Origin of the sequence: Microbacterium sp. 71-36, from assembly GCF_001898305.1 — a bacterium.
In the GTDB taxonomy this organism is placed as follows: Bacteria; Actinomycetota; Actinomycetes; order Actinomycetales; family Microbacteriaceae; genus Microbacterium.
Genome location: NZ_MKTP01000001.1, coordinates 1,152,176 through 1,167,727, shown reverse-complemented (window position 1 = coordinate 1,167,727; position 15,552 = coordinate 1,152,176). Strand labels below are relative to the sequence as shown.

Annotated in this window: 18 protein-coding genes; 13 read left to right on the top strand and 5 right to left on the bottom strand. The window is 71.2% G+C overall.

Going from position 1 to position 15,552, the window contains the following annotated elements:
* Positions 1-134 precede the first annotated feature (134 nt).
* The 5 genes from BGO45_RS05735 (at position 135) to BGO45_RS05715 (ending at position 5,595) form a co-directional block, all read left to right on the top strand.
* Positions 135-1,520, top strand: a complete 1,386-nt coding sequence (locus BGO45_RS05735; protein ID WP_292691698.1) for an FGGY family carbohydrate kinase — start codon at positions 135-137, stop codon at positions 1,518-1,520.
* Between the two features lie 52 nt (positions 1,521-1,572).
* Positions 1,573-2,688, top strand: a complete 1,116-nt coding sequence (locus BGO45_RS05730) for a LacI family DNA-binding transcriptional regulator (protein WP_292691697.1) — start codon at positions 1,573-1,575, stop codon at positions 2,686-2,688.
* A gap of 85 nt (positions 2,689-2,773) precedes the next feature.
* Complete coding sequence (locus BGO45_RS05725; protein WP_292691696.1) at positions 2,774-3,814, top strand: substrate-binding domain-containing protein; 1,041 nt, start codon at positions 2,774-2,776, stop codon at positions 3,812-3,814.
* A gap of 30 nt (positions 3,815-3,844) precedes the next feature.
* The gene (locus tag BGO45_RS05720; protein WP_292691694.1) at positions 3,845-4,837 is read left to right on the top strand and encodes an ABC transporter permease; all 993 of its coding nucleotides are present in this window, start codon (positions 3,845-3,847) and stop codon (positions 4,835-4,837) included.
* Entirely contained in the window at positions 4,834-5,595 is a 762-nt protein-coding gene (locus BGO45_RS05715; RefSeq protein ID WP_292691692.1) for an ATP-binding cassette domain-containing protein, read from the top strand. Before BGO45_RS05720 ends, BGO45_RS05715 begins: the two co-directional genes overlap by 4 nt.
* An 86-nt stretch (positions 5,596-5,681) precedes the next feature.
* On the opposite strand, the gene BGO45_RS05710 is transcribed toward BGO45_RS05715, so the two are convergent.
* Complete coding sequence (locus BGO45_RS05710) at positions 5,682-6,143, bottom strand: GNAT family N-acetyltransferase (protein WP_292691690.1); 462 nt, start codon at positions 6,141-6,143, stop codon at positions 5,682-5,684.
* Between the two features lie 119 nt (positions 6,144-6,262).
* On the opposite strand from BGO45_RS05710, the gene BGO45_RS05705 reads away from it, so the two are divergent.
* Entirely contained in the window at positions 6,263-7,195 is a 933-nt protein-coding gene (locus BGO45_RS05705) for a helix-turn-helix domain-containing protein (protein ID WP_292691687.1), read from the top strand.
* A gap of 1 nt (position 7,196) precedes the next feature.
* Here the strand turns inward: BGO45_RS05705 and BGO45_RS05700 are convergent, their stop codons facing one another.
* The gene (locus BGO45_RS05700; protein ID WP_292691685.1) at positions 7,197-7,457 is read right to left on the bottom strand and encodes a hypothetical protein; all 261 of its coding nucleotides are present in this window, start codon (positions 7,455-7,457) and stop codon (positions 7,197-7,199) included.
* 141 nt (positions 7,458-7,598) lie between these two features.
* On the opposite strand from BGO45_RS05700, the gene BGO45_RS05695 reads away from it, so the two are divergent.
* Complete coding sequence (locus BGO45_RS05695) at positions 7,599-7,757, top strand: hypothetical protein (protein WP_139340730.1); 159 nt, start codon at positions 7,599-7,601, stop codon at positions 7,755-7,757.
* A gap of 14 nt (positions 7,758-7,771) precedes the next feature.
* Here BGO45_RS05695 and BGO45_RS05690 read toward each other — a convergent pair whose 3' ends face one another.
* The gene (locus tag BGO45_RS05690; protein WP_292691681.1) at positions 7,772-8,791 is read right to left on the bottom strand and encodes a DUF1731 domain-containing protein; all 1,020 of its coding nucleotides are present in this window, start codon (positions 8,789-8,791) and stop codon (positions 7,772-7,774) included.
* A 55-nt stretch (positions 8,792-8,846) separates the two neighbouring features.
* On the opposite strand from BGO45_RS05690, the gene BGO45_RS05685 reads away from it, so the two are divergent.
* From BGO45_RS05685 to BGO45_RS05665, 5 genes are all read left to right on the top strand, one after another.
* The gene (locus BGO45_RS05685) at positions 8,847-9,443 is read left to right on the top strand and encodes a hypothetical protein (RefSeq protein ID WP_292691680.1); all 597 of its coding nucleotides are present in this window, start codon (positions 8,847-8,849) and stop codon (positions 9,441-9,443) included.
* Positions 9,444-9,694: 251 nt separating this feature from the next.
* Entirely contained in the window at positions 9,695-10,252 is a 558-nt protein-coding gene (locus BGO45_RS05680; protein WP_292691678.1) for a copper resistance CopC family protein, read from the top strand.
* Positions 10,253-10,263: 11 nt separating this feature from the next.
* Positions 10,264-10,806, top strand: a complete 543-nt coding sequence (locus BGO45_RS05675; RefSeq protein ID WP_292691676.1) for a copper chaperone PCu(A)C — start codon at positions 10,264-10,266, stop codon at positions 10,804-10,806.
* Positions 10,806-12,029, top strand: coding sequence for a Dyp-type peroxidase (locus BGO45_RS05670; protein ID WP_292691675.1), 1,224 nt, complete (start codon positions 10,806-10,808; stop codon positions 12,027-12,029). The genes BGO45_RS05675 and BGO45_RS05670 overlap by 1 nt, the downstream gene beginning before the upstream one ends.
* The gene (locus BGO45_RS05665) at positions 12,026-13,447 is read left to right on the top strand and encodes a PepSY domain-containing protein (RefSeq protein ID WP_292691673.1); all 1,422 of its coding nucleotides are present in this window, start codon (positions 12,026-12,028) and stop codon (positions 13,445-13,447) included. The genes BGO45_RS05670 and BGO45_RS05665 overlap by 4 nt, the downstream gene beginning before the upstream one ends.
* A gap of 9 nt (positions 13,448-13,456) precedes the next feature.
* Here BGO45_RS05665 and BGO45_RS05660 read toward each other — a convergent pair whose 3' ends face one another.
* Positions 13,457-13,876: a hypothetical protein gene (locus tag BGO45_RS05660; RefSeq protein WP_292691671.1), complete on the bottom strand. Its 420-nt coding sequence runs from the start codon at positions 13,874-13,876 to the stop codon at positions 13,457-13,459.
* A gap of 131 nt (positions 13,877-14,007) precedes the next feature.
* Here BGO45_RS05660 and BGO45_RS05655 point away from each other — a divergent pair, with 131 nt between their 5' ends.
* Positions 14,008-15,000 carry an aldo/keto reductase gene (locus BGO45_RS05655; protein ID WP_292691669.1) on the top strand — a complete coding sequence of 331 codons (993 nt, stop codon included), beginning with the start codon at positions 14,008-14,010 and terminating at the stop codon, positions 14,998-15,000.
* A gap of 69 nt (positions 15,001-15,069) precedes the next feature.
* Here the strand turns inward: BGO45_RS05655 and BGO45_RS05650 are convergent, their stop codons facing one another.
* Positions 15,070-15,522 (bottom strand): SRPBCC family protein, encoded by a 453-nt coding sequence (locus BGO45_RS05650; RefSeq protein WP_292691666.1) that lies wholly within the window; start codon positions 15,520-15,522, stop codon positions 15,070-15,072.
* Positions 15,523-15,552 lie beyond the last annotated feature (30 nt).

Below are 15,552 nucleotides of genomic sequence, written 5' to 3'. Positions count from 1 at the left end.
TCCTCCATTTCGTCGGCCCGTCGGGACGGGCGGTTTCTGACAACGGTAGACAGGCTAGGGGGGTCGTGCTACTTTGTCCATCGTTAGACAGAACACCGACGGCGACGAGGCCGACGGAGGACGCGGAGGCCGCCATGCGAGACGAGCTGTTGCTCGGCATCGATCTGGGCACGTCGTCGATCAAGGCGAACGCGATCGACCGCCACGGGCGATCGATCGGCCTCGGCGTGGCACCCACGCCGTTCGAGGCGAGCCCCCACGGCGTGGAGATGAGCACCGACGCGCTCTTCTCCGCCATCCGCGACGCGATCGCCGACCTGGGCATCCTGGCCACGCGCATCGCGGGTGTGGGTATCGCCAGCATGGGGGAGACCGGCACCATCATCCGCCCCGACGGTCCGAGCGACCTCCCGCTCGTCGCCTGGCACGACGCGCGTGGCGGCGAGATCGTCGACGAGGTCATCGCGCACTTCGGGGCGGAGGAGATCTATCGCCGCACCGGACGCGCTCCGCGGAGCGTGACGAGCATCGCCAAGCTGGGGTGGCTGCTGCGCAACGGTCATCGGACAGGAGGCACGTGGACGGGGGTCGCGGGTCTGACCCTGTGGCGCCTGACCGGTGCGCTCGCACAGGAGCAGTCGCTCGCGGCGTCCAGCGGGGCCTTCGATCCGCTCTCGGGCGAGTACGACCGTGAGATCCTGTCGTTCCTCGGTCTGGACTCCCTCGTCTGGGCGCCCGCCCGTGTCGGGGGGACCGCACTCGGCCGGGTCTCGATCGAGGGGGCGGCGTGGAGCGGCCTGCGCTCCGGCATCCCCGTGACCATCGCCGGCCACGACCACCCGGTCGGCGTCATCGGCGCCGGAGGGGACCACACGGAGGTCATCGACTCGATGGGCACCGGTGAACCGCTCGTCGTCGCCTGGGAGCCCCGCGGTGCCGCCGGGCGCTCCCACCCGCAGTGGCCCGACCAGTTCGGCGACCTCACGATCACGGCATGGCCCGGCACCTCCCGACACATGCTGCTGTGGGAGACGCTGAGGCCCGGCCTCGCCATGCGTCACCTGCGTCAGGCCCTCCGGGTCGACCGCGACGACATCGAGTTCGCCGCCATCGGAGTCGAGGCAGAGCCGCTGTCGCTGCCGAGGCTGCTCGCCCTGCAGGACGGCGAGGTCTCCGCCGACCTGCGCGCCCTCGCCCCCGAGGTCGCGTGGGCGAGCGTCCTCGAGGGGTTCGCCCAGGCATCGGCTGATGCGGAGCAGCGTCTGCGCGCTCTGTCCGGGGTCTCCGGGCAGACCCTGCTGATCGGGGGAGGCCTGCGCAGCCGTCGCTGGGTCGAGGCGAAGATCCGGCGCACACGTCACCCCGTCGCGATGGCGCAGGAGCGGGAGGCCGTGTCCCGCGGCGCGGGACTGCTCGCCGGTGTCGCCGCCGGCTGGTGGGCGCCGGAGAACTACCCGCCCGCCGACGCGGTGCCCCTGGCCGCCGGGGCGGAGCGCGGCGAGATGGTCGGGGGCCTGTGATGAGCCGGACGCTCGTCGGCGCTCCCGCGCCCCGTCTTCGGGGAGAACGATCATGACCGGCTCGCCGCGCCCCGGGCTCCGGCCCCCCGCCCGGTTGGTCGACATCGCGCGCGCGGCAGGGGTCTCCACCAAGACGGTCTCGCGCGTGCTGAACGACGAGATGTACGTCACGGATGCCACGCGCCAACGCGTCATGGACGCGGTCACCGAACTCGCTTACGTGGGCGACGCCGCGGCGACGGGACTGCGCACCCGGAAGTCCGGGTTCATCGGGCTCATCCTCCCCGACGTGCGCAACGGCTTCTTCGCGCTGCTGACCCGCGCCATCGAGGAGCGCCTGTCCCCGGCGTCACCCACGCTGCTCTTCGGCGACTCCGATGAGGAGGCCGACCAGGAGGAACGGTACCTGCGTACCTTCCGTCAGCAGAGGGTCGACGGGCTCATCATCCTGCCCAGCGGGGCCCCCAGCCTGCCCGACGCCGTGTCCGAGATCCCGACGGTGATCGTCGATCGCACCGTCCCGTCGGTCCGCAAGATCGCTGACCACGTCCTCGCCGACAACTCCCGCGCCGCCGGCCGTCTCGTCGAGCACCTCGTCCGTCACCACGGGCTGCGCTCGGTCGCGCTGGTCGCCGGCAACACGCGGGTCTCCAATGTGCGCGACCGACAGGCCGGCTATCTGCGCGTCGTGCGCGACGCCGGGCTCGAGCCGCACATCACGTCGGGACATTCGACCCCGGACGATGCGGCAGCGGGGGCGATGGAACTGTTCCGCACGCTCACCCCGCCCTTCGGTGTCTTCGCCACCAACAACCGGATGTTCTGGGGTGCGATGGCGGCGATCGCGCGTCTGGGGCTGCACGTCCCGCGTGACGTGCTGGTCACCACGATCGACTCGATCGGAGAGGCGACGGTCACCGGCCTCAAGCCGACGCAGGGCGTCGTGCCCGTTCAGACGGTCGCGGCCAAGGCGATGCGCCTTCTCGCCGAACGCACCGAGGACCCGACCCTGCCGCCCCGGCGCGAGACGGTCGACATCGACATCGAGTTCGGCACCACGTGCGGATGCATCCCGCTGACGAACCCCCTGATGATGGGCCCCGTCGGTGCCGCATCCACGGTTCCCACGACTCCCGCGCGCGACACGCGGGCAGAGAGCGAGGACTGACCTCGGCAGCCGCAAGCACGACGAGACCAGTCCCCGCAATGTCGCACCAGTAGTACCGAAAGTCACATCCTCAAAGGAGAGAACCATGACCCGATACACCCGAATGCGCTCCGCCGTAGCGGCCGCCGCGACGGTGACGATCCTAGCCGGGGCGCTCGCCGGCTGCTCGGATTCCGCAGCGCCGCAGGGCACCCCCGCGGCAGGCGGAGGCGGCAACGGCAAGATCGCGCTCGTCCTCAAGCCGCTCGACAACACCTACTTCGGCGCGATGGCCGAGGGCGCACAGGCGGCGGCGGACGAAGCCGGAGTCGACCTCACCATCGTCGCGGCCGAGAACGTCACCGACGACTCCGGGCAAGCGACGAAGCTCAACTCCCTCGTGACCGCGGGGTACGGCTGCTACATCGTCAATCCGACCAGCCAGACCAACCTCATCACGGGACTCGTGCCGGTGACGCAGGCCGGGGCGGCCATCGTCAACCTCGACCTGCCTATCGATCTGGATGCCGCCAAGCAGGCGGGCGTGAACGTGACGACCTACGTCGGGACCAACAACGAGACCGCGGGCGAGGCGGGCGGGAAGGCGATGCTCTCGCTCGTGCCCGAGGGTTCCTCCGTCGCGCTCATCGGCGGACTCGTCGCCGACCCGGGCAACATCGCGCGCCTCGGCGGCTTCGAGAAGGCGGTGGAGGGCAAGCTCGACATCACCCAGACGGTCGCGGCCGACTTCGACAAGGCGAAGGCCAAGAGCGCGGCAGCGACGATCCTCATTGCCAACCCCGACATCAAGGGCTTCTTCACCCCGTCGGGCGACATGGCGATGGGTATCCAGCAGGCCGTCGAAGAGGCGGGGAAGAAGGGTCAGGTCGCGGTCGTCGGCATCGACGGGACGCAGGATCAGCTCAAGGACATCGTCGCCGGCGGGCAGCCCGCCGCGATCGAGCAGTTCCCGTACCTGATGGGGGCGCAGTCGGTCCAGGCGTGCGTCGCGGCGATGAAGGGGACGTCCATCCCGTCGAACGTCGAGACCCCGGTCCTGATCGTCGATTCGAAGAACGCCCAGGCGGCGCTCGACGCCTTCCCGGCCCCGCCGCAGGGCTTCGACGTCCCGAACCCGTTCAAGTAACCCCTCACGAGTGATCGGGGATCCTCACCCATGACTACGCAGACACCCACTCGACCGGCGGCCGCCGCGGAGACGACCGCGATGGGACTCCGTCGCGCGCTCGGTTCCGAGGAGATCTGGATGAAGCTGGCGGCACCGGTCGCCCTCATCGCGCTCTCCATCGTCTTCACGGCGCTCAACCCGCGGTTCCTGTCCTGGCCGAGCGTTTCGACCATGCTCGCCGATTCGACCATCCCGATCCTGCTGGCGCTGGGGGCGACGTTCGCCGTCTCCCTCGCAGGGATCGATCTGTCGCTCGCCGCGACGGTCGCCCTCGGCAGCGTCACGATGGCCACGGCCTACCAGGGCGGGCTGCCGCTGATCGTGTGCTGCGCGATCGCGCTGCTCACGGGTCTCGCGGTCGGCGCGGTCAACGGTGCCTTCATCGGATGGGTGAGGATCCCCGACTTCATCGTCACGCTGGGCTCGCTCAGCGTCGTGATGGGGCTCAGCCTCATCATCTCCCAGGGCAAGCCGGTCGCCATTCCGGAGCGCGCGCTGACCTCGCTCAGCACCATGAGCTTCGCCGGCATCCGGGTGAACTTCCTCCTGGCGATCGCCGTCGCGATCGTGCTGCACATCGTGCTGTTCCGTACCCGGTTCGGGACCCATCTCCTCGCGGTGGGAGACAACCCCGACGCGGCGAAGGCGATGGGTCTGAAGGTCCCGCGCGTGAAGCTCGCCGGGTACATGATCTGCGGGGCGATGGGCGGTCTCGGAGCCATCCTGCTGACGTCCTACATCGGGTCGAGCCAGCCGGCGACGAACACCGACTACCTTCTGAAGGCGATCGCCGCCGTCGTGCTGGGCGGGGTGAGCCTCTTCGGTGGCCGCGCCACCATCTACGGCCCGGTCATCGGCGCGATCCTGCTCACGTTCCTGCAATCCGGCCTCACGCTGCTGGGCGTGAGCGCGTTCTATTCGCCGTTGGTGATCGGCATCGTCGTCATCGCGGCCGCGACGCTCATGAGGGGGCGCAAATGACCACCGACGCGGGCGAGAAGATCGTCGTCGACAACATCCACAAGTCCTTCGGCAACGTCCACGCGCTCAAGGGCGCCTCCCTCACCATCCGTGCGGGGGAGATCACGGCGATCGTCGGTGACAACGGCGCGGGCAAGTCCACGCTCGTGAAGTGCCTCACCGGTCTCTACACGCCCGACGAGGGGGAGATCCGCATCGACGGCAGTCCTGTGCGGTTCTCGTCGCCGCGCGACGCCCGCGACAAGGGCATCGAGACGGTCTACCAGGACCTCGCGCTGAGCGATCAACTGAGCGTGTGGCAGAACATGTACATGGACCGCGAGCTGGTCCGTGGCATCCCGGGGCTGAAATTCCTGGCCCGGAAGGAGATGAAGGAGCGGGCGGCGGAACTCGTGGCCGATCTCGCCGTGAACGTTCCCGGCGTCGGACGCCCCGTGAAACGGCTGTCGGGTGGACAGCGCCAGGCGGTCGCGATCGCCCGCGGTGTGATGTGGGCCGAGAACATGATCATCCTCGACGAGCCGACCGCGGCTCTCGGTCTGAACGAGACCGCACAGGTGGAGGCACTGATCCGCCGCGTCGTGGAGGGCGGCAAGACCGTGCTGGTCGTTTCGCACAACTTCGAGCAGGTCAAGCGACTATCGCAGCAGGTGTGGGTCATGCGCGGCGGCCGTGTCGTCGGGGGGACGCGCACGGAGAAGGTCACGGGTGAACAGCTGGTCGGCATGGTGACCGGGGCGGTCCGCACGATCGAGTGACGCCCCGCCGAGTGTCCAGGACACGCGGACGAGCCGCCCTGGCATCCGCGTGTCTTGGACGCTGAACCGGCGGAACGCCCCGCGCGTCAGGTCAGGGGCTTGCGGTAGAAGATCTCTCCGTCGGCGGTGGTCTCGGTGCGGTGGTAGCCCTCGCGCTCGTAGAGGCGCTGGTTGGCTTCGCTCAGAGCGCCCGTGAACAGCTCGGCCTCGGTGGCGCCGGCCCGACGGCCGCGCTCCTCGACCGCGGCGAGCAGCGCGGAGCCCAGTCCGCCGCCCTGCTGATCGGGGGCGATGGCGAGCCGACCGATCAGCAGCAGCTCGCCGTCCCGCCGCGCGCGGACGGCGCCCACGATCCGCTCGCCCTGGAGAGCCACGCAACCGAGGTTCTCCACCAGCTCGGCCTCGAGCTCTTCGAGCGTCTGAGTGAGCGGCGGCATGTCGGGGTCGCCGTAGATGAGGGCTTCCCCGGCGAAGGCGGCGCGCTGGATCGTCAGGACCTCTCCGGCGTCGTCGGGGTGGATGTCGCGGATGACGGGCGAGTCGGTCACGGTCTCGATTCCTTTGCGGTGGGTGAACTATCGGTGCCGGTGTGAGAATGCCGGGTCGTGCGGGAGGTTAACTACTATGGCGGTGGCGCAGTCGAGCGGGAGCGAGGTGCCGCACGTCCATGAGCAGCGACTACTTCGACGAGCGCATGCGCACGGCCGAACCCGCCGAGGCCCTCGCCTGGCTGCAGACGCAGTACGGGCGGGTCGATCTGCGGGCCGACGACGGCGCGATCGGGGAGCGCGCCGTCGGTGACTGCGGCTTCGCCCTGCGCCGACTCCTGTGGGACTGTCGCGCCGAGGTGGTGTACGGCGCCGACCGCTTCTTCTTCGCCACCTCCACCCCGGGCTACACCTGGCGCATCGGATCGGCGACGGGAGAGTTCAGCGTGGAGCCGGGCGTCATCCAGCCGGGCGACGAGATGGTGGGCAACGCCCACGGCACCGCCGTCGAGATGGTCGCTTTCGACCCGGCGCATCTGACCGAGGCCGCGCGCACGATCTACGGGGACGACACCCTCGAGGTGCGTTTCGACGGCAGGGGACCGGTGTCGTCGCGGATGAGGGACTACTGGCTCGCCACCCTGCGCTGGTCGTTCACGCAGGTCCCCCTCCTCGGCGAACCCCTCGTGCGCGCCCATGTCCATCGGGCGCTCGTCTCCGCCACTCTCGAGGCGTTCCCGCTGGTCGGCGATCCGAGGGAGCGCCGGGCTTCGGCGCTCGAGCAGGCCGCCATCTACGCCGCGGCGACCAGCTGGATGGACGACCACGCCTCTCTGCCGGTCACCGCCGACGACGCGGCGCGGGCGGCGGGGACGTCGGCCGCGGGGCTCCGCCGTGCGTTCGCGGCGAACGGTCATCTCGCCTCGACTCCCGAGGAGTACCTCGCGCAGGCCCGCGTCAGCGCCGCGCACGCCGACCTGGTCGCCGCCGATCCGACGCGGACGACGCTCGCCGAGATCGCCCTGCGGTGGGGGTTCGCGGATCTCGCCGGATTCGCGTCCATCTACCGCGTCGCGTACGGCACGGATCCGCGGGCGACCCTCGAGCGCTGACTCAACGATCGCGGTCGGTGTACTCGCCCGGATGTTCGGTGTCCTCGCGCGACTCGTCGCCCGAGGGGAGCTGCACGTCCGTGTAGGACCCCGCCTCGTCCGATCGCGGACGGGCGTCGGTGCCGTCGGCGCGCTGACTGTCGACGTATTCGCCGGGAGCGTCCAGGTTGCGTCCTGCCTCCTCGCCGTCCGGCAGCTGGACTTCGGTGTACTCGCCCTCGTCGGGTCCGGTGCCGTGCCCGGTGGTGTCGCGATCGCCCATGATGCGCCTTTCTCGTGGTGACGGAACCGAGGCTAGACCGCGCGCCCTCCGCCCACCGGGTGCTTGACACGCGCGTGCCCCGGCCTCCGCCGTCTGTCAAGGGAGAGCGGCGATCCGCACGGCAGGACCAGAGTGGATGCCATGCCAGCTCTCGCCATCCTCCTCATCGTCGTCGGTCTCGTCTTCCTGTTCCTCGGCATCTTCGTCGAGGCCGTGAAGTTCCTGCTCTGGATCGGGATCATCATCCTCATCGTCGGCGTCATCGCCGCCCTGCTGCGCTTCGTGCGCCGCAACACCTGATCGATCGTCTCTTCTCAGTTCGAGAAGAGGTCGCGGGCCCGGGGCCGGCGCACGGATGCCACCGCGTCCAGCGCCGGCCCCAGCTCGTCGTATGCGAAGGCGAAGCCCGCGCGCGTCAGCACGGCGGGCACGGCCCACCGGCTCTTCAGCACCAGCTCGGGCTCGTTGCGGAGGATCGCCATGGCGGGGTCGAGCATCCAGCGGTACGCCGGGAGGCCCACGGGCATCCCCGCCACGCGGCGCACCTCGCGCATCAGGGTGCGGTTGTCGCTCACGCCGGGGGCGGCGAGGTTCACCGGCCCCGAGATGTCGTCTCGGTCGCGCAGGAAGCGGACGGATGCCACGACATCGTCGATGTGGATCCAACTGAAGCGCTGGCGTCCTCGCGTGCGGTGCCACGACGACCACACGGGTCCGCTCGGCCGCGCGCCGATCCCGCGATAGCGGCGGTGGGGGAACCACCAGCTGTCGATCTGGGGACCGCCGAGGCCCAGTCGCCCCAGTGCGAAGAGCATGCGTGTGGCCGGCCCGTCGCCGAGGACGATCGCCATGCGGAGGGCGACACGGCGGGTGGCGGGGAGGTCGCCGTCGAAGAACGCCCGCTCCCAGCTCGTCGCCACGTCCACGGAGAACCCGTCGCCGATCACGCCGTCGATCTCGTCGTTGCCGCGCTCGGTCTCGTGGCGGTAAACGGTGGCGGTCGAGGCGTTCATCCACACGCGTGGGGGGTGTGCGGCATCCCGGACCGCTCGGTGGAGTGCGCGCGTCGTGTCGACCCGGGAACGCAGGATCTCGTCGCGATTCGCGGCCGTATAGCGGCACGACACGATGCGCCCGGCGAGGTTCACGAGCACATCGGCACCGTCGATCACCCGCGCGATCCCGACCGGGTCCGCCCAGGTCGCGGTGCCGGTGCGGCCGATCGTGGCGACGTCGTAGCCGTCCTCGCGGAACGCCGCCACGAGTGCCCGACCGACGAAACCGCTCGCGCCCGCGATCACGACGCGGCGCGGGGTGCCCGGGGAGCTCGTCATCCGGCCAGCCTAGGGGTGGCGGGAGAACCTCCGCCCGGCTGACACAATGGGGGGCATGCGACGACAGGACCGGGGTGCGCGCGTCCTGCGCGGGGCGGTCGCTGCGAGCGTCGCCACCTTCGTGGCCCTCCTGTCCCACGTGACCGCCGGCGGGGCGGTGCCCGGGATCTTCGGCATTATCGTGCCGCTCGCGCTGTCCTTCGTGGTGTGCGTCGCCTTCGCCGGACGCCGTCCCTCGCTCTGGCGGCTCGGGCCGGCGGTCGCGCTCAGCCAGGTGCTCTTCCACGCCCTCTTCGTCCTCGGCACCTACGACACGGGGCGTGCGACGCACGTCCACGGTGTCGCGACCGTGCTCGACGGCCCCGCCGGCCCCCTCGTGACCGCGGATGCCACGATGGGCGGCTGGCACCTCGTCGCCGCCGCGGTGACCACCCTGGCCATGCACCGGGGTGAGACCACCGTGGCGCTGCTCCGGCTGCTCGCCGACCGCCTCGTCCTTTGGCTGCGCGCTCGTGCCGCGATCATCGCCACCGGCCCGGCTCCGGTTCCGCTGCGCCGGGTCCACGTCGTCCTGATCGAGGTCGTCCGCCCGATCTCGCTGCTGCTCACCGCCTCCCTCGGGCGACGCGGGCCACCCCTCTTCGCTCTCTGACGCCCCGCTCCCCGTCCCGAGGGGAGCGACGCCGCTGACCCTGCGCCTCGTGGGGCAGTCGGTGAGGCGCGGGCAGAGCTTCACGTCTCCGACGTCCACCGGGGCCGTCGCGCGCAGCGCGCGGGCTCCCGCGTCCGCGTCCGAGCGGGCGCGGGTCCGCACGGCCCTCGGCGTCCACGTCCGGCGCGCTCTCGTGCGCTTCCGCACGGACGCCGTTCGACGGATGCTCCGGCATCCCGGAAGAGGTTCCCATGCATCGCCTCCGCGTCGTCGCGGCGGGGATCGCCGTGGCCGCCGTCGCCGTCCTGGCGTCGGTCGTCCCGGCATCCGCCCACGACGAACTGCTCTCCAGCTCACCCTCCGCGGGTGAGCGCCTGCCCAGCGCTCCCGATGAGATCTCGCTGAGGTTCTCTGCCGACGTCATGGACGTCGGTGCACAGGTGATCGTCGCCGACGGCGACGGCACCGACTGGGTGGCGGCCGACCCGGTCGTGGCATCCGGGACCGTCTCGGTGCTCCTCCAGGGCGGGATGCCGGTCGCCGGGTACGAGGTGCGCTGGCGCGTCGTCTCGGTCGACGGCCACCCCATCTCCGGAGTGATCCCGTTCACCGTCGGAGACGCCGCACCGCTCGCACGGGCCGCAGCCTCGGCGGCACCCTCCCCGGCGGCGGCCACCGCCCCCACCGGCGACGCGGGAGTCCCTCGCATCGTCGTCATCGCCGCGATCGGGGCGGGCCTCGCGCTCGCCGTGTTCCTCGCGGTCACGCTTCTCCTCCGTCGCCGCGGCCCCCGCGGCGGCCGTTCCTGAAAGGTTTCCCTATGTCCCTTCGCACCACCTCCCTCCTGCGTCTGAGCGCCGTCGCCCTCGCCGCGACCGTCGCCCTCTCCGGATGCGCGTCGACCGCACCCGCACCCGCCGCGCCCGAGGCCGACTCCTTCTCGACCGCCGACGTCTGGGTCAAGGCCGCCGACGCCGGGATGAGCGCCGGGTTCGGCGAGCTGCGCAACGACGGCGACACCGACCTCACGGTCGTGTCGGCGACGAGCCCCGCGACCTCGGCCATGGAACTGCACGAGACCGTGCAGAACGAGTCCGGTCAGATGGTGATGCGCCCGGTCGAAGGCGGGTTCGTCATTCCCGCCCACGGCGCGATCACCCTCGAGCCCGGTGGTGACCACCTCATGTTCATGGACGTCACCACGCCGTTGCGCGTCGGCGACGAGACCACGATCACCCTCACCTTCGCGGACGACTCCACCGCGGAGATCTCCGCGCCCGTGAAGGAGTTCGCCGGCGCGAACGAGAACTACGAGGGCGACATGGGCGACATGGACATGGGGTCCGCGGAGTCGGGTCACTGATGGCATCCCGCGATCGATCCGCCCCGGGCGATCGCGGCCTCGGCCGGCGGGGGTTCCTCCTCGGGGGAGCCGTCGCCGGCGCGGGGGCCGTCGCCGCGATCGGCATCGACGCCGCCGTCTCGGCCGGAGCGACGGATGCCACGGTCTCGCCGCCGCTGAACGGCGACGTCGTGGTGCCGTTCCACGGCGCGCACCAGGCGGGCATCGACACCGACGCGCAGGCGCACGTGTCGCTCGTCGCGCTCGATCTGCGCGCCGACACCGACCGCGATGCCCTGAGACGGCTCATGCGCCTGCTCACCGACGATGCCGTCCGGCTCACGCGCGGTCAGGGCGCGCTGGCGGACACCGAACCGGAGCTGGCCGTGTCGCCGGCGCGCCTGACGGTGACGTTCGGGTTCGGCCCGGGCTTCGTCGCGCGCACGGGCGCCGCGGCCCCCGCGTGGCTCCGGCCGTTGCCCGCCTTCACGATCGACCGGCTCCGGCCCGAGTACGGCGACGGCGACCTGCTGCTGCAGATCGCCGCGGACGACCCGGTCACCGTGGCCCACGCCACGCGCATGCTGCTCAAGGATGCGCGCGCGTTCGCGGCGCCTCGCTGGGTGCAGCAGGGCTTCCGCCGCGCGCACGGCACGACACGGCCGGGCACCACGATGCGGAACCTGTTCGGCCAGGTCGACGGCACCGCCAATCCGCAGCCCGGGACGACCGGGTTCGACGAGATCGTGTGGTCGCGCGAGGGCTGGATGGCCGGCGGGACGGGGATGGTGGTGCGGCGGATCGTGATGGACCTGGACAAGTGGGATCGGCTCGATCGTCCCGGCCGTGACCAGGCGGTGGGGCGCTTCCAATCCTCGGGCGCTCCGCTCACCGGCACGGACGAGTTCGACGAACCCGACTTCGCGGCCACGGATGCCATCGGCTTCCCCGTGATCCCCGAGTTCTCCCACGTGCGCCGGTCGCGGTCGGACGACTCCGCCGAGCGCATCTTCCGCCGCGGGTACAACTACGACGACGCACCCCCGACCGGCACGGTCTCGGACGCGGGGCTGCTGTTCGTCTCGTTCCAGGCCGACATCGATCGGCAGTTCGTCCCCCTCCAGCGTCGGCTCGACGAGCTCGACCTGCTCAACGAATGGACGACCCCGATCGGGTCGGCCGTGTTCGCCCTTCCGCCCGGCTGTGCCGAAGGCGGCTTCATCGGAGAAGGAATCCTGTCATGACCACCACCGACGCCGACCGCGCTCCCGCGCTCGCGGCATCCGACCCCTCGCCGCCGCGTACCCGGACGGGCTGGTTCACGGCGCTGCTGCGGCGCCTGCACTTCTTCGCCGGGGTGCTGGTGGGGCCGTTCATCCTCGTCGCGGCGCTGAGCGGGGCACTGTACGCGATCACCCCGACGCTCGATCGCATCGTCTACGCGCACGAGCTGACGGCGCCCTCGACGGCCGCCCCGCTGCCGCTGGCCGACCAGATCGTCGCCGCCGAACGGTACGTCGGCGGCGGCGCGAGCCCCGTCGCCGTGCGGCCCGCGCCCGAACCGGGCACGACGACCCGCGTCATGTTCGCCGACCCGTCCCTCGGGGAGAGCGAGACGCGCGCGGTCTTCGTCGACCCCGGCTCGGCCGAGATCCGCGGCGACCTCACCGCCTACGGCACGAGCGGTGCGCTGCCCGTGCGGACCTGGGTGAGCGACCTGCACCGGACCCTCCACCTCGGGGAGCCCGGACGCTGGTACAGCGAGCTCGCGGCATCCTGGCTCGGGATCGTCGCGCTCGCCGGACTCGGCCTGTGGATCGGACGGATGCGGCGTGCCCGTCGGGGTCGCGCCGACCTCGTCCGCCCGAACCGTTCGCACACGGGCTACCGCGGTCTGTTCGGCTGGCACGCGTCGATCGGGGTGTGGGTGGTGCTCGGGGCCGTGTTCCTCTCGGCCACGGGCATCACCTGGTCGGCGTTCGCGGGGGCGAACGTCGCCGACCTGCGGGCGGCGGTCGGCGGGGGGACTCCCGCGCTGTCCACCTCGCTCGAGGGGGAGCCCGGTGCCGGCGGCGAGCACGCGCATCACGGCGCGGTGACGGCGGCTCCCACCGGTGCGGCGAACCCCGCGACGTTCGACGCGGTGCTCGCGATCGCGCAGCGCATCAACGTCAACACCGGTCAGGTCGAGATCAAGCCGCCGTCCGCCGCCGGGAAGGCGTGGGTCGTGCAGGAGATCCAGCGCAGCTTCCCGACCGAAGTGGATGCCGTCGCCATCGACGGATCCACGATGCAGGTGACCGACCGCATCGACTTCGCGGACTTCCCGCTGCTCGCCAAGCTCTCCCGCTGGGGGATCGACACGCACATGGGATCGATGTTCGGACTCGCGAACCAGCTCGTGCTGTTCGTCCTCGCCCTCGGCATCGCGGCGCTCGTCGTGCTGGGGTACGCGATGTGGTGGAGGCGCCGGCCGACGAGCGGCGTCGCGGCCCCTCCCGCGCGCGGAGCGCTGCGCGGAGCGCCCTGGTGGGGGATCGGGCTGGTGCTCCTCGCGGCGGTGGGGCTCGGCATCCTCCTGCCGTTCGTGGGCTACACCCTCGTCGTGTTCGTCGTCCTCGACATCGTGATCGGGCTCGTGCGGCGGCGCTCGGCCGGGTAGCCGACCGGGTCAGGCCTCGTCGGGGCCGGGCAGGCTCTGCGCGATCCTGCTCGACTCCGCCGAGTCCTTGCCGACACCGGGCTGGAACCTCCCGATGGGGGAGTCGGCATCCACGTGCTCTTCGCCGTCGGCCGGGGAGGGCGTCGGCGACGCGGGCGTCCGATGATCCGACGTCGAGCCGCCGCCGGGGGCGTCGTCGGTGTCGCGCTCCATCTCGCCGTCGGCGGCGCGGGTGCCCACCCCCGGGACGTCGTTCTGGCTCGAGACGTTCTGCACCCGGGCGTCGGCGTCGTCGTCGATCTCGGCGGCCGACACGGCGCCCGTGTCGGCGCCCGCGCCGCCCGCGGGGACGTCGGCGGCCAGGCCCTCGGCTTCCGAGACGGTCCTCTCGTGGTCGGCTCCGGGCAGGTTCTCGGGGGGAGTGGTCACGGCGGTCCTTCCGGTGGGTGGCAGCCCACGCTAGGCCGCCGCGCGCAGCGCGGTGACGGGGTTGACGGACCCGGCGGCCCGGGTGTCGGAGGGGCTGGATAGGCTCGGGGAGACTCCCGAAAGGAACCGCAATGCAGCAGCGTCCCCTCTCCCGCACCGGCCGCGAGGTCTCCGCGATCGGCCTCGGCACCTGGCAGCTCGGGCCCGACTGGGGCGGGGTGAGCGAGGACGCGGCCATGGAGGTGCTCGGGGCCTCCGCCGACGCCGGTGTCACGCTCTTCGACACCGCCGACGTGTACGGCGACGGGCGGTCCGAGGAGCTCATCGGCGCCTTCCTGCAGAAGACGGATGCCACCGGCATCACCGTGGCGACCAAGATGGGACGCCGCGCCGACCAGGTGCCCGAGAACTACACGATGGAGAACTTCCGCGCGTGGACCGACCGGTCGCGTCGGCTCCTCGCGCAGGACACCCTCGACCTCGTGCAGCTGCACTGTCCGCCGTCGGCCGTCATCGACGACGACGCCACCTACGATGTGCTCGACCAGCTCGTCACCGAGGGCGTCATCGCGGCGTACGGGGTGTCGGTCGAGACGATGGACCAGGCGCTGTCGGCCCTCCGCCGTCCGAATCTGACGAACCTGCAGATCATCTTCAACCCGTTCCGCCTGAAGCCGCTCGACGAGGTGCTCCCGCTCGCGGCCGAGAAGGGGGTCGCGGTGTTCGCGCGGGTCCCGCTCGCGAGCGGTCTGCTGTCGGGGAAGTACACCGCCGAGACGACGTTCGACAAGGACGACCACCGCACCTACAACCGCAACGGCGAGGCCTTCGACAAGGGCGAGACGTTCTCAGGGGTTCCGTTCGGCGAGGGCGTCGCCGCGGCCGGCGAATTGAAGGCCGCGCTGCCCGAAGGCGTGACGCTCCCCGCGGCGACGCTCGCGTGGATCGCCTCCCGGTCCGGTGTCACCTCGGTCATCCCGGGGGCGCGTTCGGCCGAACAGGCCGCCGCGAACGCTGCGGCGGCGGATCTCCTCGAGGGTGGGTTCGACCTCGACGCATTCGACGCGCTCGTGCGCGACGTCTACGACCGCCGCCTGCGTGCCGAGATCCACCCCCAGTGGTGAGGCACCCCTGACACGACGGATGCCGGATCCCCGCGGGGGTCCGGCATCCGTGTTCCTGTGAGGAAGGCGTCAGCTGACGTCGCCGCGCCAGGCGCCGGACTCGGCGCCGCGCGACTCGATGTACTCCTTGAAGTGCTCGAGGTCCTTCTTGACCGAGCGGTCGTCGGCGCCGAGCACGGCGCCCGCCTTCTCGAGGAGGCCCGTGGGCTCCCAGTCGATCTGCACCGTCACGCGCGTCTCGGCGTCGGAGAGACGGTGGAACGTGACGACACCGGCGTGGTTCTCGTCCCCACCCACGCTGTTCCACGCGACGCGCTCATCGGGGTGCTGCTCGGTGATCTCCGCGTCGAACTCGCGCTCCGCACCCGCGATCTTGACCTTCCAATGCGTGAGCGTGTCGGTCTTCTGCGTGATGGACTCGACGAAGCTCATGAAGTGGGGGAACTCCTCGAACTGCGTCCACTGGTTGTAGGCGACGCGGACGGGAACGTCGACGTCGATGGTTTCGATGACCTGGGCCATGATGTCCTCTCTCGGTGATCCGGGGTGAAG

Bases quoted from the DNA above. Each gene is read 5' to 3' on its own strand.
- BGO45_RS05735 (WP_292691698.1), top strand. From the start codon at position 135: ATGCGAGACGAGCTGTTGCTCGGCATCGATCTGGGCACGTCGTCGATC.
- BGO45_RS05730 (WP_292691697.1), top strand. From the start codon at position 1,573: ATGACCGGCTCGCCGCGCCCCGGGCTCCGGCCCCCCGCCCGGTTGGTC.
- BGO45_RS05725 (WP_292691696.1), top strand. From the start codon at position 2,774: ATGACCCGATACACCCGAATGCGCTCCGCCGTAGCGGCCGCCGCGACG.
- BGO45_RS05720 (WP_292691694.1), top strand. From the start codon at position 3,845: ATGACTACGCAGACACCCACTCGACCGGCGGCCGCCGCGGAGACGACC.
- BGO45_RS05715 (WP_292691692.1), top strand. From the start codon at position 4,834: ATGACCACCGACGCGGGCGAGAAGATCGTCGTCGACAACATCCACAAG.
- BGO45_RS05705 (WP_292691687.1), top strand. From the start codon at position 6,263: ATGAGCAGCGACTACTTCGACGAGCGCATGCGCACGGCCGAACCCGCC.
- BGO45_RS05700 (WP_292691685.1), bottom strand. From the start codon at position 7,457: ATGGGCGATCGCGACACCACCGGGCACGGCACCGGACCCGACGAGGGC.
- BGO45_RS05695 (WP_139340730.1), top strand. From the start codon at position 7,599: ATGCCAGCTCTCGCCATCCTCCTCATCGTCGTCGGTCTCGTCTTCCTG.
- BGO45_RS05690 (WP_292691681.1), bottom strand. From the start codon at position 8,791: ATGACGAGCTCCCCGGGCACCCCGCGCCGCGTCGTGATCGCGGGCGCG.
- BGO45_RS05685 (WP_292691680.1), top strand. From the start codon at position 8,847: ATGCGACGACAGGACCGGGGTGCGCGCGTCCTGCGCGGGGCGGTCGCT.
- BGO45_RS05680 (WP_292691678.1), top strand. From the start codon at position 9,695: ATGCATCGCCTCCGCGTCGTCGCGGCGGGGATCGCCGTGGCCGCCGTC.
- BGO45_RS05675 (WP_292691676.1), top strand. From the start codon at position 10,264: ATGTCCCTTCGCACCACCTCCCTCCTGCGTCTGAGCGCCGTCGCCCTC.
- BGO45_RS05670 (WP_292691675.1), top strand. From the start codon at position 10,806: ATGGCATCCCGCGATCGATCCGCCCCGGGCGATCGCGGCCTCGGCCGG.
- BGO45_RS05665 (WP_292691673.1), top strand. From the start codon at position 12,026: ATGACCACCACCGACGCCGACCGCGCTCCCGCGCTCGCGGCATCCGAC.
- BGO45_RS05655 (WP_292691669.1), top strand. From the start codon at position 14,008: ATGCAGCAGCGTCCCCTCTCCCGCACCGGCCGCGAGGTCTCCGCGATC.
- BGO45_RS05650 (WP_292691666.1), bottom strand. From the start codon at position 15,522: ATGGCCCAGGTCATCGAAACCATCGACGTCGACGTTCCCGTCCGCGTC.